The organism is Rhodovarius sp. (assembly GCF_040399605.1).
In the GTDB taxonomy this organism is placed as follows: Bacteria; Pseudomonadota; Alphaproteobacteria; order Acetobacterales; family Acetobacteraceae; genus Rhodovarius; species Rhodovarius crocodyli_A.
On the sequence record NZ_JBBARU010000022.1, the window covers coordinates 1 to 20,941 of the forward strand.

The window sequence follows — 20,941 nt, forward strand, 5'->3', positions numbered from 1 at the left end:
CCACCCCCGCCTCATAAGCCAGCCAGACATTGCGCGAGGCACGCGAGCGCAGCACGCCATAAATCGTGATCATCATCAAAATCCTTACTGGTTATAAAGCCCCGCCGCCCTTGCGGCATGCTTGAGCAGGGCGATGGAAATCTCCAGCGTCGGCGCCGGCACCCCCAATTCGCGGGCGAGGAGAATGGGCTGCTCAAACAGCGCCGCCACCTCCATTGGCCGCCCCGCCTCTAAATCCTGCAAAATCGAGGGCTTATGGGCAATGCCGCTGCTGCGCGCGGTGCGGTCACGCGCATCCATCTCAATCGTCAGCCCCAGCGCCCGGCCAATTGCCAGCGCCTCCTCGGTGCAGGCAATCGCCGCCCCATAGAGCACGGGGTCGGACATGGTGGTCTTGATATCCTGCCGCGCCACGGTGCTCAGCGGCCCATTGGCCAGATTGCCAATCAGCTTGGTCCAAAGCTCGGCGCGAATATCCGCACTCGCCCGCGCCCCCATGCCGCCAGCCTTCAGCGCCCCCGCCAGCGCCTGGGTGCGCTCGGAAATCCGGTTATCCAATTCGCCAAAGATCACCCGATCCCCCTGGCTCGCCACCTTCACGACGCCAGGCTCAACCACCGTGCAGGCCGACCACACCACACCGCCAATGGTGCGCCGCGTGCCAATCGCATCGCGCACCACATCGCCGGGGTCCACCAGCGGCAGGCGTGTGCCCTCGCGCGTGCTGCCCTCATGGTCAAAATACCACCAGGGCACGCCATTCATGATGAAACTCACCGAAGTCTCCGCCCCCAGCAGCGGCCCAATCGCCCCGGCCACACTGGCCAGCGCCGTCTGCTTGGTGGTGACCAGCACGGCATCCTGCGGCCCCAACTCCGCCGCCGTGGCAGCCGCGCGGGGATGCACATGGATCTCCCCATCCGGCGCCAGCACCTTCAGCCCATTCTCCTGAATGGCCGCCAATTGCGCGCCGCGGGCGATGATGGACACATCCGCCCCCCCCTTCGCCAGCCGCGCCGCGATATGGCCGCCAATGGCGCCGGCGCCAAATACACAAATCTTCAAGAGGCAATCTCCGGGTTGTTGCGCATCAGCGCGAGCATGGCGGCCGCAGCCTCGGCCAAAGCGGTGGCCAGGCGCGCCCCCAGCGCCGCATCGGCACTGCGGGCATCCTCCGCCTGCACCCCGCCGGGTGCGACTTCATCAACATGGGTGGGCAGGGCGAAATCCACCCCGCCCAGATGCAGCGCCCCAAAATTGCTAACCCTGCGGCCAAACAAGGCCCGCGGCCCATCCCCCGGCGCAATCGCCGCAGGGCGCACCAATTCAGGCAGCAGATGCATCGCCACCGACAGCACCGGGTTGCCGCCATGCCCGGTGGCCGCCGCCGGCGTCCCCCAGGCCTTCAACAACCCCGCCGCCTCGCGCCACAAATGCAGCGCCGGCAGCACCACCCCATGCCGCGCCCGCATCGCCCGCTGCGCGGAATCAATCGACGCAATATTGCCGCCATGGCCATTCACCACCAGCAGCCGCGCCCCCGGCGCGCCGCGATGCAGCGCCTCCAAGCATTCCAGCGTCAGCGCGGTGAGCGTAGCCGGTGAGAGCGCAATGGCCCCCGGCACACCGGCAAAAAAATCCTCGCCCCCAAAGGCAATCCCCGGCGCCACCAGCGCATCATCACCCTGCACCGCCAGCGCCCCGGCGGCCTGCATGGCAATGGCCTCGGCCAGCAGATAATCCCCCATCGGCGCCGCCGGGCCATGGGTCTCCGTGCTGCCCATCGGCAGAATCAGCGCAGCACCGGCGGCAAGACGCGCCGCCACCTCCGGCGCACGCAGCCGGGCAATGGCGTGCTCCATTACCGCAGCATATCCACGGCAATGCGGCTCAAAGCCTGCACGCCGAGCGCCAGGCAAGCCTCATCGGGCTGGTAGAACGCATTGTGCAGCCGGTCATCGCGCCCCGGCGCGCCAGAGCCCACCAGCAAATGAAAGCTCGGCACCCGATCGGCAAAGGCCGAGAAATCCTCCGCCCCCATCGAGGGCTCCTTCGCCACCAGCGCCCTGCCGAAATTCTGCGCAACCGAAGCAATGGCCGGCTCCAGCACCGCATCATCATTGCGCAGGCTGGGCACCATGCGGCGATAATTCACCTCAATCTTGCAGCGCATCGCCTCGCCCAGCCCCGCGCAAAGCCTGCGAATCGCCGCCTCGGCCACATCGCGCGCCTCGGGCTGCAAGGTGCGCACCGTGCCCTTCAGCGCCACCCGCTCAGGGATAATGTTGTAGGTGGTGCCACCCGAGAACATCCCCACCGTCACCACGCAAGGATGCAAGGGCTTCTGCTCGCGCGACACCACACTCTGCAATTGGGTGATGAGATGCGAGGCCGCAACAATCGGATCCACCGCGGCATAGGGATGCGCCGCATGCCCCGATTTGCCTTGCACGATAATGTCAAACCTATCCGAGGCCGCCAGCGCATGCCCCCGCACAAAGCCAAACTCGCCCACCGGCATATCGGGCATATTGTGGAAGGCCAGCGCCATATCCAACCCATCCGCCGCACCCTCGGCGATCATGGCAGGCGCCCCCTCCAGCACCTCCTCGGCCGGCTGGAAGATCAACTGAATGCGTCCCGCCAGATTGGGTGCGAGTTCCTTCAAAATTTCCGCCACACCCAGCAAGGTGGTGGTGTGGATGTCATGGCCGCAAGCATGCATCTGGCCATCAATCGTGCTGGCAAATTCCTGCCCGGTTTCCTCATGAATCGGCAGCGCATCCATATCAGCGCGAATCGCCAGCGTCGGCCCCGGCCGCCCGCCCTCAATGGTGCCGATCACGCCGGTGCGGCCAATCCCGGTGCGGTGCGGGATGCTAAGCCTAGTCAGCTCTGCAGCAACAATCCCAGCCGTGCGCACCTCCTGAAAGGCCAGTTCCGGCACGCTATGGATGTCACGACGAATCTCGATCAGCCGCGCCTCGATGGCGGCGGCGGCATCCTTCAAATGGGCGGCGATATCATTGGGAAGGGGCATGGGGATTCCGGCAATTGAGGGATGCCCAGCATCGGCCGGGGCGGCTGGGCTGTCCAGCTTGCGGCCCGCCCGGCCCGGCCTTGCGCGATGCAACACGTCAGCACGCCAGCGTAACGTCCTGATAACACGCTTGCAGCCACCTCAATGGCCTGTCATAGCCGAAAAAAAGCCCGGAGTTCCAAGATGTCCAATGTTGTGGCGCGGCGTGGCGTATTGGCCACCTCCGTCTTCGCGCCGCATGTCCTGCGCGCCCAGGGCTGGCCAAGCCAGACCATCCGCCTCGTGGTTCCTTATGCCCCCGGCGGCACCACCGATTTGATGGCCCGGCTGGTCTCCCAGCCCCTGGCCGAGCGGCTGGGTGTGGCCATCACCATCGAGAATCGCCCCGGCGCCGGCGCCACCGTGGGCAGCCTCGCCGTGGCCCAGGCCGCCCCCGATGGCCACACATTGCTGATGAGCAATATCGCCAGCCACGGCATCGGCCCCTCCCTCTACCCGAATATCCGCTATGATGCGGTGCGCGATTTTTCCCATATCGCGCTGATAACCGAGAACCCTTCGGTCTTCGTCGCCAATCCCCGCGCCGGCATCACCAGCCTGGCCGAGCTCGCCCAGCGCCACCGCGCCAGCTCCGGCGGTCTCGACATGGCCACCTCAGGCGCCGGCTCCTCTAACCATATGCTGGTCGTGCTGATGGGCCGCGCTTTGGGCCGCGACATCAACCACATCCCCTTCCGCGGCGCCGGCCCGGCAATGACGGCGGTGATCGCCGGCCAGGTGCCGCTGATGAGCGACAGCCTGCCCTCCGCCGCCTCGCATCTGCGCGCGGGCTCGGTGGTCGGCGTTGCCATGTCCTCGGCCCAGCGCCACCCCGCCTTCCCGGCCATCCCCACCTTCCGCGAACAGGGCCATGATATCGTCGGCACCGGCTGGTTCGGCCTCTCCGGCCCCGCCGGCATGGCCGCCTCGGTGGTGGACCATATCAATCGTGAGGTGCGTGCCATTCTGGCCACAGCCGAGCAACAGGCCCGCTTCGCCGAATTGGGCGGCACGCCCGGCCGGCTGAGTGCGGCCGAATACACTGATTACGTGCGCCGCGAAGTGGAGTATTGGGCTCCTGTGGTGCGGGCCTCCGGCGCGCAGCCGGATTAATGATTTGCGAAATTGTCACACCACCTGACGCAAACGTAAGCTTCTTGCTCTCTGGGCTGGACGTACGCAACGCGCTAAGCATGATGGCAGGAATGTGATGGAAGCGTTCCTCGACCGGCGGGAGCCGGGAGTGGGTTGGCGGCCATGTTGAGTTGGCTGTGTCTGGGAAAGGCCTGGGAATGAAAATAAACGAGAAGGACCTGATGTCAGGTCTGTTTCTGATCCTGATCGCAGCCGTAGGGCTGTGGTTGAACCAGGAACACACACTGGGATCAGCGCGCCGTATGGGCCCTGGCTATATGCCGCTCATGGTGTTCTGGCTGCAGATCGGCCTGGGCGCGATTGTGCTGCTTGCCTCCATCTTCAGCGATGGCGAGAAACTCACCCGTTGGACCAGCGCCGAGATCGCCAGCTTCGTCGGCGGCATCGCCGTCGGCACCGCCGTGTGGTGGGTGCTGAAGAGCACCGGCGGCTTCTTCGGCCAGACCTATAATGCGGTGGGCACCGGCATGCTGGCCGGCTTCCTCGTGCTCAGCATCCCGCAGGGCTGGCGCATCCTGGGCGTCATCAATGCCGCGATGTGCCTCTTCGGCCTGCTGCTCGAAAAGATGGGCTTCTTCGCCGCCCTGGTCGGCATCATCGTCTTGTCCTGCCTGGCGGAACGCGAACACATCAAGAAACCAGTCGGCATTCTCGGCTGCACCGTCTTTCTGCTGGTGATGTGCTGGTTCGTGTTCATCAAGCAGCTCGATATCCGCGTAAACCTCTGGCCGCAGCTGTAAGGAGCCGGACATTATGGAACTTCTTCTCACCAACCTCGCGCATGGCTTCGGCGTTGCGCTCTCCTTCCAGAACCTCACCTTCGCGCTGCTTGGCGCGTTGATCGGCACCGCCATCGGCGTGCTGCCGGGCATCGGCCCGGTGGCGACGATCTCTCTTCTGCTACCCATCACCTTCGGCCTGCCGGCGACGACGGCCATCATCATGCTCGCCGGCATCTTTTATGGCGCGCAGTATGGTGGTTCGACGACGGCCATCCTGCTGAACCTACCCGGTGAGGTGTCATCGGTGGTGACAACGCTGGAAGGCTACAAGATGGCCCGCAATGGCCGCGCCGGTGCCGCGCTCGCCACCGCCGCCATTGGCAGCTTCTTCGCTGGCACCGTGGGTACAGTCCTGGTCGCCGCTTCCGGCCCGCTGCTGACGCAGGTGGCGCTCAGCTTCGGCCCGGCCGATTACTTCTCGCTCATGCTGCTCGGCCTGATTATCGCCTCCGTGCTCGCCCAGGGCTCGGTGGTGAAGGCGATCGGCATGGTGGTCTTCGGCGTGGCGCTGGGCCTGGTCGGCACCGATGTGCAAACCGGCCAGCAGCGCTTCACCTTCGGCATTCCTGAATTGTCCGATGGCATCGGCTTCGTGCCGGTCGCCATGGGCATGTTCGGCATCGCCGAGATCGTGCTGAACCTCGAACGCCCCGAAGCGCGCTCGGTGCTGACCAACAAGGTCGGCAGCCTGTGGTTGACCAAGGAAGAGTTCCGCCGCGCCACTCCGGCGGTGCTGCGTGGCACGTTGGTCGGCTCCTTCCTGGGCATCCTGCCCGGCGGCGGCGCCTCGCTGGCCGCCTTCGGCAGCTACATGATGGAACGCAAGATGTCGAAGGGCCGGGACCAGTTCGGCTCCGGCGCCATCGAAGGTGTTGCCGGCCCCGAAGCCGCCAATAACGCCGCGGCCCAGACCAGCTTCATCCCCCTGCTCACCCTGGGCATCCCCTCCAACGCCGTCATGGCGCTCATGGTCGGCGCGCTCATCATCCAGGGCATCCAGCCCGGCCCCCGCATGGTGGAAGCCCAGCCCGACCTGTTCTGGGGCCTCATCGCCTCGATGTGGGTCGGCAATCTCATGCTGCTCGTCATCAACCTGCCGCTGATCGGCATGTGGGTGAAGCTGCTGCAGGTGCCCTATAAGTACCTCTACCCCGCCATCTTGGTCTTCTGCTCCATCGGCGTGTACTCGCTGAACAACAACGTCTTCGACGTCTATATGACGGTGCTGTTCTCGGTCTTCGGCTATATGTGCAACAAGCTCCGGCTTGAGGCCGCGCCGCTGCTGATCGGCTTCGTGCTTGGGCCGATGATGGAAGAGCATCTGCGCCGCGCCATGCTGCTCTCGCGCGGTGATGTGATGGTGTTCCTCCAGCGCCCCATCAGCGCCACCATGCTGGCCATCGGCTTCATCGCCCTGGCCCTGATGCTGCTGCCCAGCCTGCGCAAGGGCAAGGACAAGGCGCTCGCCGAATAAACCGCGAGCCCCGCTTCACGAAACCCGCCGCGGAGGGCAACCTCCGCGGCGTTTTCATGTGTGGAGTGTGGCGATGGATTTGCAACTTAAAGGCCGTGTGGCCCTGGTCACCGGCGCCTCTGCCGGGCTCGGGCGCACCATCGCCCGCATCCTGGCCGAAGAGGGCTGCCGCCTGGCCCTGCTCGCCCGCCGCCGCCCGCTGCTGGAAAGCCTCGCCGCCGAATTGCCCGCCAGCGCCGAACCACTCCTCATCGAACAGGACATCACCGCGCGTGACGCCGGTGAACGCGCCCGCGACGCCATACAGGCCCGCTTCGGCCGCTGTGACATCTTGGTGAACAATGCCGGGGGCAGCCGCCCCCAATCCGATCTCGGCACGCCCGAAATCTGAGCCGAGGCGATGGAACTGAACTTCCATGCCGGCCTGCGCATCGCCCATGCCATCGTGCCGATGATGCAGGCGGCGAAATTCGGCCGCATCATCAACATCACCGGCCAGGATGAACCCTTCCAGATCAATGCCGCCAATGCCCCCAATGGCGCGGTGCATATCTGGGCCAAGGCGCTCTCACGCCGCGTCGCCGCCGACGGGGTCACGGTGAACTCCATCCCCCCCGGCCGCATCCATTCCGAGCAGATCGACAGCCGCATCCTGCCCACCGAAGAGGCCCGCGCCCATTGGGCCAAAACAGAGGTGCCGGCCGGCTTCATCGGCGAGGCAGAGGATCTGGCAGTGCTGGTCGCCTTCCTCGCCTCACCGCGCGCGCGCTACATCACCGGCCAGGTGGTGCATGTGGATGGCGGCGCCCGGCGCTTCGCCCATTGACATTGGGGGGGCCCGCCCCCCCAACCGCTCAATCCAGCCGCAAGCCCAAATTCTGAATAATCGGCCGCCACAGCGCGGTATGTTCGGCAATGGCCCGCCCCATTTCCGCCCGCCCGCGGAAGCGCGGAATAATCCCCTGTGAGGCAAACAGCGCCGCCACCGCGCTATCCTCCACCGCCCCGCGCAACGCCGCCTCCAGCGCATCAAGCACCGGCTCGGGCGTGCCAGCGCGGCCGACAAAGCCCTGCCAGCCCCGCATGACAAAACCCGGCAGTCCCGCCTCCGTCGTCGTCGGCACATCGGGAAAGCCGGGGTGGCGCTCCGTGCCGCCAATAAAGGCCAGCGCCCGCACCCGCCCGGCATCGATCTGCGCCTTGGCCAGGTTGATCCCATCGATCATCAACTGCACCCGCCCGCCCAGCATATCCTGCAAGGCCGGCGCGCTGCCGCGATAGGTCACCACCTCCATATTGATCCCGGCCTCGCGCGCAAACAGCGTATAGCCCAGATGGGTGACCGAGCCCTGCCCGGCCGAGCCGAAATTCAACTCCCCCGGCCGCGCGCGCAGCAGCGCCACCAATTCAGCCATGCTGCGCACCGGCAATTCCGCCGGCACCATCACAAACATGCCCCCCTGGGTCGCAATGCCAATCGGCGTGAGTTCCCGCGCCGGATCAAAGGGCAGGTTGCGATAGAGCAGCGGGTTGATCGCGATCACGCTGTCATTCACATGACCGAAGGTATAACCATCAGGCTGGCTGCGAGCCACCGCCTCCAGCCCCAGATTGCCATTGGCGCCGCCGCGATTCTCCACCACCACCTGCTGGCCCAGCGTCTCGCTCATCCGTTGCGCAATAGGCCGCGCCACCAGATCCGAGCCGCCACCGGGCGGAAAGCCCACAATCAGCCGAATGGGCCGGCTGGGAAAACCACCCACCCCCTGGGCCAACGCCGGCACAGCAAGCCCCGCACCCAATAATGCCCTGCGCAATATCATGGTCTTTCCTCCGTCTTTGGCGGCAGCCTAGCCGCCATGCGAGCCACACAACAGCAGGAATCTCCCATGCAAGACGCCATTCGCCTGACCCAGGAGGAAAGCGACCGCCTGCGGGCGCTGCGCCTGGCCAAGCCGGCCCGCCAGCCCCGCAGCTCTGATCGGCGCAGCATGGGTGAAAGGGTGGCCGATCTGGTCGCCCTCACCGTCGGCTCCTGGCGCTTCATCATCATCCAGAGCCTGCTGCTGGCCCTATGGATTTTGCTCAACATCACCGCCTGGGCACGCAATTGGGACCCCTACCCCTTCATCCTGCTCAACCTCGTGCTCAGCTTCCAGGTCGCCTATGCCGCCCCCATCGTGATGATGAGCCAGAACCGCCAGGCCGAAATAGACCGCCGCAACGCCGCCCATGACTACCAGATCAACATCAAGGCCGAGTTGGAAATCGAATTGCTGCACACCAAGATCGACGCGATGCGCGAGCAGGAAATCGCCCGCCTGACCGAGGTGATCGAAGCGCTATCCGCCAGGCTCAGCCCGCCCGCTGCCTGACAGATTACGGAAAAACGAATAGCAGGCGAAATAAGATCGAGGGGCTTTGCCCCTCGATCCTACTTCCCCGCGCTATTCGTTTCTCCGCAGCCTGCTACCGCCCCTCGCCGCGCAACCGCACCAGATTGATCAGAATATCCCGCGCCGCCTGCACCCGCGCCGGCAAATCCATCTCCCGCAGCAGCGCCAGCTTGTGGTCGGGCCGCAATTTCACCAGCCCCTTCTGCGCCCCCACCCAGCCCACCAGCCCGGCCGGATTGGCGAAATGATTGCGGTGGAAGGTCAGCACCACACCCTTCGGCCCGGCATCGAGCTTTTCCACCCCTGCCTCCTTGCACAGCCGCTTGATGGCCACCACCGCCAGAAGGTTTTCCACCTCCCCCGGCAAGGTGCCAAAGCGATCGGCCAATTCCGCGCCCATCGCATCGATCTCGGCATCATTGGCCAAGCTGCCGATACGCCGATACAGCCCCAACCGCACCGGCAACTCCGCGACATATTTTTCCGGAATCAACACCGGCAGACCGAGCGAGATATTGGGGGTGAAATCCGTCTCCACCTCCCGCTTGCGGCCATGTCTCAGGCCCGCCACGGCATCCTCCAGCATCTGCTGATACAGCTCGATGCCCACCTCCCGAATATGGCCCGACTGTTCATCGCCCAGCAGATTGCCGGCACCGCGAATATCGAGGTCATGGCTCGCCAGGGTGAAGCCAGCGCCCAGATTATCCAGCGTCTGCATCACCTCCATGCGCTTTTGCGCCGCCGGTAACAGCCGATGCGCCGCCGGCCAGGTGAGATAGGCATAGCCGCGCTGCTTGCCCCGCCCCACCCGGCCGCGCAGCTGATAGAGCTGGGCCAGGCCAAACATATCGGCGCGATGGATCAGCAGCGTGTTCACCGCCGGCATATCCAGCCCCGATTCCACGATATTGGTGGAGAGCAAAATGTCATGCTTGGCATCGCCAAACTCGGTCATCACCCGCTCCAACTCGACGGGCGTCAGCCTGCCATGCGCCTCGATGATCCGCGCCTCCGGCACAATCTCCCGCAACCGTTCTGAGACTTTGGGCATATCCTCCAGCCGCGGCACCACACAGAAAATCTGCCCGCCGCGGAACCGCTCCCGCTGTACCGCCTCGCGCAGCACCACCGGGTCCCAGGGCATGATGAGGGTGCGCACCGCCAGCCTATCCGTCGGTGGCGTGGCGATGATCGACATCTCCCGCACCCCAGTCAGCGCCAATTGCAAGGTGCGCGGAATGGGTGTGGCGGTCAGCGTCAGCACATGCACATCGGTCTTGAGCGATTTCAGCCGCTCCTTATGCGCCACGCCGAAATGCTGCTCCTCATCGACGATCACCAGACCTAACTCGGCAAACTCAATGCTCTTGGCCAGCAGCGCATGGGTGCCGACGACGATATTGATCGTGCCATCGGCAACACCGGCGCGCACCAGCGCCGCCTCCTTGGCCGTGACCATGCGCGAAAGCTGCGCGACCTTGATCGGCAGCCCCTCGAAACGGGCGGAAAAGGTGCGAAAATGCTGGCGTGACAGCAAGGTGGTCGGCACCACCACCGCCACCTGCGTGCCGCCCATGGCCGCCACAAAGGCCGCGCGCAGCGCCACCTCGGTCTTGCCAAAACCCACATCGCCGCAGACCAGCCGGTCCATCGGCCGCCCGGCGGCAAAATCCTCCAGCACATCGGCAATCGCCCGGCTCTGATCCTCGGTCTCCACAAACGGGAAACGGGCGCAGAATTCATCCCAGGCGCCCTCGGGCGGGGCAAAACTATCGGCCTCCCGCGTCCGTCGCTCAGCGGCGACCCGAATAAGCTGCGATGCCATATCGGCAATCTTCTGCTTGGCCTTCGCCTTGCGCGACTGCCAGGACGCCCCGCCCAGCTTATCCAGCGCCACCCCCGCCCCCTCGGAGCCAAAGCGCGAGAGCACCTCGATATTCTCCACCGGCACGAACAGCTTGTCGTCGCCCAAATACAGCATCTTCAGGCAATCATGCGGCGCGCCGGAGACGGTGAGCGTCTCCAGCCCATCATAGCGGCCAATGCCATGATCCTGATGCACCAGCAGGTCACCCACCTCGATGCCCGTGGCATCGGCAATGAACTGGTCCGCCCGTTTTTTGCGCCGGGGCGGCCGGGCAATGCGCTCGCCCAGCAAATCCTGCTCAGCGCAAACCGCCAGATCATCGGTGATGAAGCCGCGCTCCAAACCCAGCAGCGCCACCCCCACCACCCCTGGCGTCAGCCGATGCACCGCATAGGCATCGGTCACGATCTCAGCCGCCACCCGATTCTCGGTCAACATATGGCGCAGCCGCTCGGCTGAGCCGCGCGACCAGGCCGCCACCACATTCTTTCTGCCCCGTGAGGCCTGGGTCTCGGCATGGGCAGCATAGGCGCGAAACACATTTTCGCCCGCCTGGCGCACATCCATGAAAAGCCGGCCCTGGCGGCCGCCCGCATCCACCCCACCCGCCCCCTCGGGCTTGTTGAAGGGGCTGAAAATGGCAAGCTGGCTCTCCTCCAGCATCGCATCCCAGCCCTCGCGGTCGAGATAGAGCCTCCCCGGCGGCGCGGGGCGATAGGGCGTCTCGCCATCGGCAATGCGCGCGGGCAAGCGCCGCGCCTCGTAATGATCGGCGATCATCTCCAGCCGCGCCGTCAGCACATCGCCCGCCTGATGGTCGAGGCTGACAATCGCCCCCTCGCCCAGATGATCCAGCAGGCTTTCCATATGCTCATGGAACAGCCCCGCCCAATGCTCCATGCCCGGGTGCCGCCGCCCGGCGGAGATGGAGACGTAAAGCGGGTCATCCGCCGCCGCCGCGCCGAATAATTCCCGATACCCCTCGCGGAAGCGGGCAATGCCGTCCCGGTCCAAAAACACCTCGCCCACAGGGCGCAGGGTCAGCGCATGGACATTGGCGCCCGAGCGCTGCGTCGCCGGGTCAAAGGCGCGCATGGCGTCGATCTCATCGCCGAACATATCAATGCGGATGGGCTCGCCCTCACCGGCGGGAAACAGGTCAATAATCCCGCCCCGCACCGCATATTCGCCATATTCCATGACGGTGCCGGAGCGGTTGTAGCCATTGGCCTCAAGAAAACCGATGATCGCCGCCGGATCCACCCGCCCGCCGCGCTTGAGTGCGAAGGTGCTGCCGGAAAACACTGCCCTGGGCGGCACTTTCTGCACCAGCGCATTGACGGTGGTGAGCAAAATACGCGGCCTTGTGGGGGCCACCGCCAATTGCGCCAGTGTCGCCACACGCTCGGCCACGATCTCCGGATTGGGCGAAACCCGATCATAAGGCAGGCAATCCCAGGCCGGGAAGCGCAGCACCTCAGCCTCGGGCATGAAGAAGGCCAGCCCCTCCTCCAGCCGGGCCATGCGGCTATCGTCGCGCGCCACATGCACAATGGGCCCGGCAATCTCGGCGCGGCGGGCGCGCAGCAGGGCGGCATCCACCCCCTCCGGCGCGCCATAGATCGTCAGCATGCGCTGGGCATGCCCGCACCAGGCTCGGCGCATTCCGCCGCCATGCGGGACAGCATGGGGCAGGCATGGCTGTCAGGGATGGGCAGGCGCCCGGTCAACCAATCGGTCAGATCGGTGTCCTGGTAGTCCAGCACCGCCTCCAACTCATCCAGCTCCGCCTCGGTAAAGCTTGCGATATGGCGGCTGACAAAGCGGCCCACCATCAGGTCAGCCTCCTTGGTGCCACGGTGATGCGCCCGGAAGATCATCCGGCGGCGGCGAGGGGATAGTTCGGTTTCGGTCATTGGGGTGGCATATAGGCGCGCGTGAACCACCCTGTCAGCACCATCGCCCCGATTCTGGAGGCCCCACTCCAAACCCTGCCCGGCATAGGCCCCAAGCTGGCCGGGCTGCTGGAGCAGGCGGTGGGCGGCAAACGCGTGCTCGACCTGCTGCTGCATCTGCCCGAGCGTTTCGCCGAGCGGGTGCGGATCGAAAAGCCCGAGGAGGCCCCCGCCGACCGCGACTCGGTCTTCCCCGTGCTGGCCGAATCCCACCGCGCCGTGCGCTCCGCCAAGGGTGCGCGCTATGTCGAGGTGCGCGCCCTCTCGGGCGATGCCCGGGTGGTGCTGCGCTTCATGAACGCCACCCTGCCCTGGATCGAGGGCAAATTGCCCCGCGCAGAACCCCGCTTCATCTGCGGCCGGGTGCGGCCCGAGGGCGATGGTTTTTCGGTGATGAACCCCGAAGTGGCGCGCGACGCCGCGCAATTGCCCGAGCGTGAGGCCATCTGGCCGCTGGTGGCTGGGCTGCATCGCGGCCATGTCGCCCGCGGCCTCGCCGCCGCCCTCGCCGTGCTGCCCGATTGCCCCGAATGGGCCGACCCGCCCTTGGTGGCGCGCGAGACTTGGCCGCCCTTCGCCGCCGCCCTGCGCAGCGCCCAGGCCGAGGCCACCCCCGCCCCCCGCGCCCGCCTCGCCTATGATGAACAACTCGCCGGCCAGATCGCCCTCGCTTTGGTGCGAAGGCGCGAGCGGCAAAAACCCGGCCGCGCCCTGCTGGGCAACGGCGAAAAACGCACCGCCGCCCTGGCCGCCTTCGGCCATACCCCCACCCCGAGCCAAACCGCCGCCCTGGCTGAAATCGATGCCGACCTCGCCGCCCCCCACCGCATGCTGCGCCTGCTGCAGGGCGATGTCGGCTCGGGCAAAACCCTCGTCGCCCTGCTGGCCATGCTGCGCGCGGTGGAGGCCGGCACCCAGGCAGCACTCATGGTCCCCACCGAGCTTCTCGCCAGGCAGCATCTGCGCACGCTGGAACGGCTTTGCCGCCCCGCCGGCGTGCGGGTGGCCCTGCTCTCGGGCAGCCTCAAGGCTGCGGAACGGCGGCAGGTGCTGGCGGGCCTCGCCGATGGCGCCATCGCCATCGCCATCGGCACCCATGCCCTCTTCCAGCAGGGCGTGGTGTTCCGCGATCTCGGCCTCGCCGTGGTCGATGAACAGCACCGCTTCGGCGTCGAACAACGCCTCACCCTGGCCAGCAAAGGCGAGGCGACCGACCTTTTGGTGATGACCGCCACCCCCATCCCCCGCACCCTCCTCCTCACCCATTGGGGCGAAATGGCGGTCAGCCGCATCACCGGCAAACCGGCCGGCCGGCAGCCGATCACAACCACGAAACATAGTTTGGAAAAACTGGATGAGGTGATCGAGGCAATCGGTCGCGCTCTAGGTCGCGGAGAACAGATTTATTGGGTTTGCCCCCACGTCGAAGTCAGCCTTCAAAAGCCTTATTCGCGAGGCGCAGACGCCGCTAAGCTTGCCGCCGCTGAACTACGCTTCACTGTTTTGAAGGAAAAATTCGGAAAATCCGTAACATTGGCGCATGGCCAGATGGATGTAGAGACCAGAGAAAAGGCGCTATCCGCATTTTCGTCTGGTACTGCGAGAATACTCGTTGCAACCACCGTGATCGAAGTCGGTGTCGATGTGCCAACGGCTACTGTGATGATAATCGAGAACGCAGAAGAATTCGGACTGGCGCAGCTCCATCAGCTGCGAGGTCGCGTCGGGAGGGGCCCACAGCAAAGTTACTGCTTATTGCTTTATGCCCCGTCAAACCGACAGATGATGGTAAAGCGATTTAATCTGTTGCGCAGCACTGAAGACGGCTTTGTCATCGCTGATGAAGATTTTCGATTGCGAGGCCCCGGCGAGGCCCTGGGCACCCGCCAATCCGGCCACGAGATGGCCCGCCTGCCCCTCGATGACGCCGCCGCCCAGGACCGCCTGGTGGCCATAGCCCATGCCGATGCCGAAGCGCTGCTGACCCGCGACCCTGCCCTGAGCACCCCCCGGGGCCAGGCCGCCCGCCTGCTGCTGCGCCTATTTGGCAAAGATGCAGCCATGGCCACGCTGGGCGCGGGCTGATACTTGAAATCCAACCGCCGCGGGATATTTTCCGCCCGGCGAGAACAGAGCCGGGAAATTCCGTGACCGCATTGATCGAGATCGACCGTCTGACCAAATCCTTCGGCAGCTTCACCGCTGTCGATGATGTCAGCTTTTCCGTCGCCCGTGGCGAGGTTGTGGGCTTCCTCGGCCCCAATGGCGCCGGCAAATCCACCACCATGCGCATGCTGGCCGGCTTCATGGCCCCCAGCGCCGGCACCGCACGCATTTGCGGCGCCGATGTGGTGGATGAGCCGGTCAAGGCCAAGCGCGCTTTGGGCTTCCTGCCCGAGGGCGCGCCCACCTACCCAGAAATGTCCGTCGCCGGTTTTCTCGGCTTCGCCGGCCGAGTCCGTGGCTTTCGCGGCGCTGAACTCTCCCGCAGGGTGGGCCGCGCCATGGAACGCACCCAGCTCGAAGGCGTTCGCCTGCAACCCATCGAAACCCTCTCCAAAGGCTTCAAGCGCCGCGTCGGCCTCGCCCAGGCGCTGCTGCATGAGCCCCCCGTGCTGGTGCTCGACGAGCCGACTGACGGCCTGGACCCCAACCAAAAACACGAGGTCCGCAGCCTGATCCGCGAGATGGCGCCGGACAAGGCCATCATCATCTCCACCCATATCCTTGAGGAGGTGGGCGCCGTCTGCACCCGCGCCATCATCATCGCCCGGGGCCGGGTGGTGGTGGATGCGCCCCCCTCGGTGCTCGAAGAATCCGGCCGCAGCCTCGAAGACGTGTTCCGCAGCCTCACCACCGGAGAAGCGGCATGATCACCATCGCCCGCCGCGAACTCGCGGCCTATTTCGCCACCCCGGTGGCCTATGTCTTCATCGTGATCTTTCTGGTCATGGCCGGGGCGCTCACCTTCACGCTGGGCAATTTCTTTGCCCGCGGCCAGGCCGATCTGAACCCCTTCTTCTCCTTCGTGCCCTGGCTCTTCCTCTTCCTGGTACCCGCACTCACCATGCGGCTCTGGGCCGAGGAGCGTCGGCTGGGCACCATCGAACTCCTGCTCACCCTGCCAATCGCGCAATGGGAGGCGGTGCTGGGCAAATTCCTCGCCGCCTGGGCATTTTGCGGCATTGCCCTCGCCCTCACCTTCCCGCTCTGGCTCACGGTGAATTATCTCGGCGAGCCCGATAATGGCGTCATCCTGGCCGGCTATGTCGGCTGCATGATGGTGGCCGGCGCCTATCTCGCCCTCGGTGCGGCGATTTCGGCGCTGACCAAGAACCAGGTCGTGGCCTTCGTCATCGCCGTGGCCGCCTGCTTCATCTTTGCCGCCGCCGGCTCGCCGGTCGTCACCAGCTTTCTCTCCGCCAACCTGCCGCAATTGGCCGAAATCTCCCGCGCGCTGTCGGTGGCGGACCGCTTCCAGGGCTTCACCCGGGGCGTGGTCTCCGCCCGCGATATCATCTTCTTCGCCAGCTTCATCGGCTTCTGGCTCTTTGTGAACAACCTGGTGCTCGACCACCGGAAGGCGGATTGACCCCCATGCCAGACCCCACTCGTCCCCCCGCACGCCCCCCCGCACGCCCCGGGGCGCGCACCCTCTGGTTCTCCGCCGCCGGCCTTCTCGCCGCCGCCGCCCTGGCGCTGGGCCTCAATATGCTGGCCGAGCGCTTCGCCACCCATCTGCGGGTCGATCTCACCCAGGCCCGGCTCTACACCCTGTCCGATGGCACCCGCCAAGTGCTCGCAGCCCTGCGCGAGCCCGTCACCCTGAGGCTCTACTACTCCCGCCGCCTCGGCGCCGAGGTGCCGGCCTATGGCGCCTATGCCGAGCGGGTGCGCGATATGCTGGGCGAATATGTCGCCGCCAGCGGGGGCAAGCTGCGCCTCGAACAACTCGACCCCGAGCCCTTCTCGGATACGGAGGACCGCGCCACCGCGCTGGGCCTGCAGGCCGTGCCGCTGGACCAGGCCGGCGAGCAGGTGTTTTTCGGCCTCGCCGCCAGCAATATGGCCGATGAGGAACGCACCATCCCCTTCTTCCAGCCGGAGCGCGAACGCTTCCTGGAACTCGATCTCACCCGCCTCATCTACGACCTCTCCTCCCCCACCCGCCCGGTGGTGGGCGTGCTGACCGCCCTGCCGCTGAATGGTGACCCGCGGGCGATGATGATGCGCCAGCCGCAACTCGCCCAGCCGCAGGTGGTGATGACCCAGCTGCGCCAATTCACCACCCTGCGCGACATCGCCCCCGATACCCAGGTGATCGACCCCGATATCCGGGTGCTCATGCTGGTCCACCCGCAAAACCTGCCCCAGACCACGCTCTACGCCATCGACCAATTCGTCATGCGCGGCGGCCGCCTGCTTGCGATGCTCGACCCGCATAGCGAAATGCAGGCCGCCCGCGCCCCCGGCGGCCCCGGCGCGCCCCCGCCCGCGACATCCTCCAACCTCGACCGCCTGCTCCATGCCTGGGGTGTGGAAACGGTGAGCGACCAGGTGGTGCTGGATCTGCGCGGCGCCTGGCGCGTGCGCGCCGGGCAGAATGACCGGGTGCAGGCGGTGGATTACGTCGCCTGGTTCGCCATGCAGGGCGATAGCCTGAACCGCAATGAGCCGGTCACCGCCCAGCTCGAACAGGTCAGCCTGGGCAGCGCCGGCCTCATCCGCCCCCGCCCCGGCGCCGCCATCGAATTCACCCCGCTGCTCACCAGCTCCGCCCAATCCATGCTGATGGACGCGACCCGGGTGCGGGTGGAACCCAACCCCACCCGCATCCTGGCCGATTTCCGCGCCGAAGGTCAGCGCCACGTCATCGCCGCCCGGCTGCGCGGCGCCCTGCGCAGCGCCTTCCCCGATGGCCCGCCCGCCCTGGAAGAGGGCCAGGAGCGCGCGGCCGACATGCCCGCCCACAAAACCGCCAGCGACGACATCGCCAACCTCGTGGTGATCAACGACACCGATATTTTGGATGACCGTTTCTGGGTCCGTGTCGAAAACTTCTTCGGCCAGCCCATGGCGACCCCCTTCGCCGGCAATGGCAGCTTCATCGTCAATATCGCCGAGCAATTGGGCGGCTCCGATGCGCTGATCGGCCTGCGCAGCCGCGGCGAATCGCTGCGCCCGTTTGAGGTGGTGGACGCCATTCGCCGCACCGCCGATGCGCAATACCGCCAAACCGAACGCGGCCTGCAGGAGCGGCTGGAGGCCACCGAAAGGCGCCTGCGCGAACTCCGCCAGGGCAGCACGGCGCCCGCCGGCGAGCGCAGCCAGAGCCTGATCACCCCCGAACAGCGCGCCGAGATCGACCGTGCCCGCGAGGAGATTGCCAATACCCGCCGCCAATTGCGCTCGGTGCAATTGGAACTGCGCCGCGATATCGAAGCGCTGGAAACCAACCTGCGCATCATCAACATCGCCCTGGTGCCGCTGCTGATCACCGGCCTCGCCATCGGCCTGGCCCTTTTGCGGGCGCGGCGCCGGTCGGCGGCACGGGCATGAGGCGGCGCGGCCTGCTGCTGCTGGGCGGAAGTGCTGCCGCCAGCATTGGCGCAGCCCTCTATCTCGCCCCCCGCCCGGACAACACGGCAGCCCCCGGTGCCGGCATGCTCGCCTTCCCCGGCCTCGCCGCCCGCCTGCCACAGGCGGCGCTGCTGGAAATCCGCCGCCATGACGCCACCCTGCTGGTGCGCCGCGATGGCGAGCGCTGGCTGCTGCCCGACCGCAACAACTACCCCATCCGCGAGGCAAAGCTGCGCGAATTGCTCACCGGCCTCAGTGAACTTCGCCTCATGGAACCCCGCGGCAGCGACCCGGCCAATCTCGCCCGGCTGGGGGTGGATGACCCGCAAACCCCCGGCAGCACCGCCAGCCATCTGCGCCTGCTCGACGCCCAGGGCGCGCCGATTATCTCGGTCACCCTCGGCCGCCGCCGCGTCCGCACCCAGGGCAATATCCCCGAAACCATCTATATCCGCCGCGCGGGCGATGCCGAGGCCTGGGCCGCCGAGGGCCGCATCCCGCTCGATGGCGATGCCGCCGCCTGGATGGAGCGCGATGTGGCGAATTTCCCCGCCGAGCGCCTGCTGCGCGCCGCCATCAACCGCCTGGGCGCCGAGCCCCTCACCCTGGCCCGCGCCGCCCCCGGCGCGCCACTGCTGCTGACCACCCCGCCCGACGCCGCCACGCCGAATCCCGGCGCGCTCGATGAAGTGGCCCGCGGCCTCGAATACCTCACCTTCATCGATGCGCTGCCCGAGGCGCAGAACCACGGCACGCCCCTGGGCGAAGCACGTTTCGAACTCACCGGCGGCCTCACCATCCAAATCCGCTGCAGCCGCCTCGACCAATTCCTCTTCATCCGCCTCACCGCCGAAGGCCCAGAGGCGCAAAGCCTGAACGCCCGCTGGCAAGGCTGGGCCTACCAGGTAGGCATCTGGAAAGAAAAAGCCTTCCTGCCCACGCTGGAAGAACTGACCCAAAGCCCATGACCGGCCGCGAATTCCCCACCCGCCCCTGGGTGGGCATCGGCACGATCATTTTTCGCGGTGAGGCGGTGCTGCTGGCCCGCCGCGGCAAGCCGCCCCGCCTGGGCAGTTGGTCACTGCCCGGCGGTGCGCAACATCTGGGCGAGGGCGCCGAGGCCTGCGCCCGCCGCGAACTCTTGGAAGAAACCGGGATAGAGGCCGGCCCCCTCCTCCTGGCCGATGTGATCGATTCCGTCAGCCTCGATGAGCAGGGCCAGGTGCGCTACCACTACACCATCATCGATTATTGCGGCCATTGGTCAGCCGGCGAGGCCCGCCCCGGCGATGACGTGGCCGAAACCGCCTGGGCGCTGCCCGATGAATTGTCGGCCTATGCCCTGACCCGCGAGGCGATGGCCGTCATCGCCAAGGCCCGCAGGATTCTCGCCGCCTAGCGAGAACTGAACAGTGCTGATGGCAGGAAAAAAGAGCGAAAGGGCTTTGCCCTTTCGCGCTCTCCCAGCAGGGTCGACATGTATGTCGACCCTGCTGGGGTGCTCGAGGGGCAAAGCCCCTCGATCTTGTCCTCCCCCCCCTCGCTACTCGTCTTTCCACAGCCGGTTAGACCAAGCTGCGTTTTCGGCGTATCCGCGAAAACCTATCACGCCAGAACCCGCTGGATCGCAGCCCAGGCTTGGGCCATGCTGCGCCCATGATGATCAACCGCCGCACCCTTCTCGCCACCCCCGCCCTGCTGGCCTTACCCGCCCATGCCCAACCCATCGCCGGCGGCCGCCCGGTGCGCCTCGTGGTGCCCTTCCCGCCCGGCGGCGCGGTGGATTTGCTCGGCCGGCTGCTGGCAGAGCGCCTCGCCCCCGCCCTGGGGCAGAATGTGGTGGTGGAAAACCGCGGCGGCGCCGGCGGCATCCTCGGCGCCGATGCCGTGGCCAAGGGCGACAAGGATGGCACCATGCTGGGGCTGATCGGCGTGACCACCCTGGCCGCCTTCCCCTTCATGACCAACCGCCTGCCCTTCGACCCGGTGCGTGACCTCGCCCCGGTCAGCCAGATCACCGATGGTGCGCTGCTCTGCGTCGTCAATGCCGAGATCGCCCGGCGACATGGCTGGACGGATTTCCGCAGCATGCTCCTCTGGTCACGCGCCAATCCGGAAAAGGTGCGCATGGGCTCCTCCGGCAGCGGCACCTCAAGCCATCTCAATATCGAGGCGATCAACCGCGCTGCCCAGGCGCAGATTCTGCACGTGCCCTATCGCGGCGGCGGCCCTGCCATCAATGATCTGCTGGCCGGCAATATCGAGATGATGTTCGACGTCATGCCCGCCCTGATGCCGCATGTCGAAAGCGGCCGCTTCCTGGCCTTCGCCGTCTCCTCCAACGCCACCCTGCCCTTCCTGCCGAATGTGCCGGGCATGGCCGCCTTCGCCGATCTCGGCCTGGGCCGCCACAATGTGGTCACCTGGAACGCCATCATGGCCCCCGCCGGCGTGCCGGAAGCCACCATCACCCGGCTGCACCAGGCCATAGGCCAGGTGGCAGCCGACCCCGCCTTCGTGCAGCGCCTGCAACCGCTGGGCTATGGCACCGTGGTCAGCCGCGCCCCGGCCGATCTCGCAGCCCTCATCCAGGCCGAGCGCCCCTTCTGGCAGAATTTGGTGGAAATTTCCGGCGCAAGGCTGGATTGAA

At 66.3% G+C, this 20,941-nt stretch carries 17 protein-coding genes and 1 pseudogene; 12 read left to right on the forward strand and 6 right to left on the reverse strand.

From position 1 onward, the window contains the following. Positions 1 to 84: 84 nt before the first annotated feature. The 3 genes from ABWP84_RS08125 to ABWP84_RS08135 are packed head-to-tail and all read right to left on the reverse strand — an operon-like array spanning position 85 to position 3,040. Positions 85 to 1,065 carry a 2-dehydropantoate 2-reductase gene (locus tag ABWP84_RS08125; RefSeq protein WP_353211517.1) on the reverse strand — a complete coding sequence of 327 codons (981 nt, stop codon included), beginning with the start codon at positions 1,063 to 1,065 and terminating at the stop codon, positions 85 to 87. Continuing rightward, positions 1,062 to 1,862 (reverse strand): creatininase family protein, encoded by an 801-nt coding sequence (locus ABWP84_RS08130; protein WP_353211518.1) that lies wholly within the window; start codon positions 1,860 to 1,862, stop codon positions 1,062 to 1,064. The genes ABWP84_RS08125 and ABWP84_RS08130 overlap by 4 nt, the downstream gene beginning before the upstream one ends. Then, positions 1,862 to 3,040: a M20 family metallopeptidase gene (locus ABWP84_RS08135; protein ID WP_353211519.1), complete on the reverse strand. Its 1,179-nt coding sequence runs from the start codon at positions 3,038 to 3,040 to the stop codon at positions 1,862 to 1,864. The genes ABWP84_RS08130 and ABWP84_RS08135 overlap by 1 nt, the downstream gene beginning before the upstream one ends. 183 nt (positions 3,041 to 3,223) lie before the next feature. Here ABWP84_RS08135 and ABWP84_RS08140 point away from each other — a divergent pair, with 183 nt between their 5' ends. The 4 genes and pseudogenes from ABWP84_RS08140 (at position 3,224) to ABWP84_RS08155 (ending at position 7,316) form a co-directional block, all read left to right on the forward strand. Beyond that, a complete protein-coding gene (locus tag ABWP84_RS08140; protein ID WP_353211520.1) occupies positions 3,224 to 4,192 on the forward strand; it encodes a tripartite tricarboxylate transporter substrate-binding protein in 969 nt (322 codons plus the stop codon). 203 nt (positions 4,193 to 4,395) lie between these two features. Continuing rightward, positions 4,396 to 4,974 (forward strand): hypothetical protein, encoded by a 579-nt coding sequence (locus ABWP84_RS08145; protein ID WP_353211521.1) that lies wholly within the window; start codon positions 4,396 to 4,398, stop codon positions 4,972 to 4,974. A gap of 13 nt (positions 4,975 to 4,987) precedes the next feature. Beyond that, complete coding sequence (locus ABWP84_RS08150) at positions 4,988 to 6,490, forward strand: tripartite tricarboxylate transporter permease (RefSeq protein ID WP_353211522.1); 1,503 nt, start codon at positions 4,988 to 4,990, stop codon at positions 6,488 to 6,490. A 73-nt stretch (positions 6,491 to 6,563) separates the two neighbouring features. Continuing rightward, positions 6,564 to 7,316, forward strand: a pseudogene (locus tag ABWP84_RS08155) (SDR family oxidoreductase). A gap of 28 nt (positions 7,317 to 7,344) precedes the next feature. On the opposite strand, the gene ABWP84_RS08160 reads toward ABWP84_RS08155, so the two are convergent. Then, positions 7,345 to 8,313, reverse strand: a complete 969-nt coding sequence (locus ABWP84_RS08160; RefSeq protein ID WP_353211523.1) for a tripartite tricarboxylate transporter substrate binding protein — start codon at positions 8,311 to 8,313, stop codon at positions 7,345 to 7,347. 66 nt (positions 8,314 to 8,379) lie between these two features. Between ABWP84_RS08160 and ABWP84_RS08165 the strand changes: the two genes are divergently transcribed. Beyond that, entirely contained in the window at positions 8,380 to 8,865 is a 486-nt protein-coding gene (locus ABWP84_RS08165) for a DUF1003 domain-containing protein (protein ID WP_353211524.1), read from the forward strand. 94 nt (positions 8,866 to 8,959) lie between these two features. Here ABWP84_RS08165 and mfd read toward each other — a convergent pair whose 3' ends face one another. Next, positions 8,960 to 12,388 carry a transcription-repair coupling factor gene (gene mfd / locus ABWP84_RS08170; RefSeq protein WP_353211525.1) on the reverse strand — a complete coding sequence of 1,143 codons (3,429 nt, stop codon included), beginning with the start codon at positions 12,386 to 12,388 and terminating at the stop codon, positions 8,960 to 8,962. Continuing rightward, positions 12,382 to 12,672, reverse strand: a complete 291-nt coding sequence (locus tag ABWP84_RS08175) for a succinate dehydrogenase assembly factor 2 (protein WP_353211526.1) — start codon at positions 12,670 to 12,672, stop codon at positions 12,382 to 12,384. The genes mfd and ABWP84_RS08175 overlap by 7 nt, the downstream gene beginning before the upstream one ends. Before the next feature lie 21 nt (positions 12,673 to 12,693). Between ABWP84_RS08175 and recG the strand changes: the two genes are divergently transcribed. The 7 genes from recG to ABWP84_RS08210 all read left to right on the forward strand — a co-directional run bounded on the left by recG (position 12,694) and on the right by ABWP84_RS08210 (position 20,940). Continuing rightward, positions 12,694 to 14,796 (forward strand): ATP-dependent DNA helicase RecG, encoded by a 2,103-nt coding sequence (gene recG, locus ABWP84_RS08180; protein ID WP_353211527.1) that lies wholly within the window; start codon positions 12,694 to 12,696, stop codon positions 14,794 to 14,796. A 62-nt stretch (positions 14,797 to 14,858) separates the two neighbouring features. Then, the gene (locus ABWP84_RS08185; RefSeq protein ID WP_353211528.1) at positions 14,859 to 15,584 is read left to right on the forward strand and encodes an ABC transporter ATP-binding protein; all 726 of its coding nucleotides are present in this window, start codon (positions 14,859 to 14,861) and stop codon (positions 15,582 to 15,584) included. After that, entirely contained in the window at positions 15,581 to 16,303 is a 723-nt protein-coding gene (locus ABWP84_RS08190; protein WP_353211529.1) for an ABC transporter permease subunit, read from the forward strand. Before ABWP84_RS08185 ends, ABWP84_RS08190 begins: the two co-directional genes overlap by 4 nt. A 5-nt stretch (positions 16,304 to 16,308) precedes the next feature. Continuing rightward, positions 16,309 to 18,270 carry a Gldg family protein gene (locus tag ABWP84_RS08195; RefSeq protein WP_353211530.1) on the forward strand — a complete coding sequence of 654 codons (1,962 nt, stop codon included), beginning with the start codon at positions 16,309 to 16,311 and terminating at the stop codon, positions 18,268 to 18,270. After that, positions 18,267 to 19,259 (forward strand): DUF4340 domain-containing protein, encoded by a 993-nt coding sequence (locus ABWP84_RS08200; protein WP_353211531.1) that lies wholly within the window; start codon positions 18,267 to 18,269, stop codon positions 19,257 to 19,259. The genes ABWP84_RS08195 and ABWP84_RS08200 overlap by 4 nt, the downstream gene beginning before the upstream one ends. Beyond that, complete coding sequence (locus ABWP84_RS08205) at positions 19,256 to 19,690, forward strand: NUDIX hydrolase (RefSeq protein ID WP_353211532.1); 435 nt, start codon at positions 19,256 to 19,258, stop codon at positions 19,688 to 19,690. Before ABWP84_RS08200 ends, ABWP84_RS08205 begins: the two co-directional genes overlap by 4 nt. Positions 19,691 to 19,947: 257 nt before the next feature. Continuing rightward, positions 19,948 to 20,940: a tripartite tricarboxylate transporter substrate binding protein gene (locus ABWP84_RS08210; RefSeq protein ID WP_353211533.1), complete on the forward strand. Its 993-nt coding sequence runs from the start codon at positions 19,948 to 19,950 to the stop codon at positions 20,938 to 20,940. The last annotated feature ends 1 nt before the right edge of the window (position 20,941 follow it).

Bases quoted from the DNA above. Each gene is read 5' to 3' on its own strand.
- ABWP84_RS08130 (WP_353211518.1), bottom strand. From the start codon at position 1,862: ATGGAGCACGCCATTGCCCGGCTGCGTGCGCCGGAGGTGGCGGCGCGT.
- ABWP84_RS08135 (WP_353211519.1), bottom strand. From the start codon at position 3,040: ATGCCCCTTCCCAATGATATCGCCGCCCATTTGAAGGATGCCGCCGCC.
- ABWP84_RS08140 (WP_353211520.1), top strand. From the start codon at position 3,224: ATGTCCAATGTTGTGGCGCGGCGTGGCGTATTGGCCACCTCCGTCTTC.
- ABWP84_RS08145 (WP_353211521.1), top strand. From the start codon at position 4,396: ATGTCAGGTCTGTTTCTGATCCTGATCGCAGCCGTAGGGCTGTGGTTG.
- ABWP84_RS08150 (WP_353211522.1), top strand. From the start codon at position 4,988: ATGGAACTTCTTCTCACCAACCTCGCGCATGGCTTCGGCGTTGCGCTC.
- ABWP84_RS08160 (WP_353211523.1), bottom strand. From the start codon at position 8,313: ATGATATTGCGCAGGGCATTATTGGGTGCGGGGCTTGCTGTGCCGGCG.
- ABWP84_RS08165 (WP_353211524.1), top strand. From the start codon at position 8,380: ATGCAAGACGCCATTCGCCTGACCCAGGAGGAAAGCGACCGCCTGCGG.
- mfd (WP_353211525.1), bottom strand. From the start codon at position 12,388: ATGCTGACGATCTATGGCGCGCCGGAGGGGGTGGATGCCGCCCTGCTG.
- ABWP84_RS08175 (WP_353211526.1), bottom strand. From the start codon at position 12,672: ATGACCGAAACCGAACTATCCCCTCGCCGCCGCCGGATGATCTTCCGG.
- ABWP84_RS08190 (WP_353211529.1), top strand. From the start codon at position 15,581: ATGATCACCATCGCCCGCCGCGAACTCGCGGCCTATTTCGCCACCCCG.
- ABWP84_RS08195 (WP_353211530.1), top strand. From the start codon at position 16,309: ATGCCAGACCCCACTCGTCCCCCCGCACGCCCCCCCGCACGCCCCGGG.
- ABWP84_RS08200 (WP_353211531.1), top strand. From the start codon at position 18,267: ATGAGGCGGCGCGGCCTGCTGCTGCTGGGCGGAAGTGCTGCCGCCAGC.
- ABWP84_RS08205 (WP_353211532.1), top strand. From the start codon at position 19,256: ATGACCGGCCGCGAATTCCCCACCCGCCCCTGGGTGGGCATCGGCACG.
- ABWP84_RS08210 (WP_353211533.1), top strand. From the start codon at position 19,948: ATGATGATCAACCGCCGCACCCTTCTCGCCACCCCCGCCCTGCTGGCC.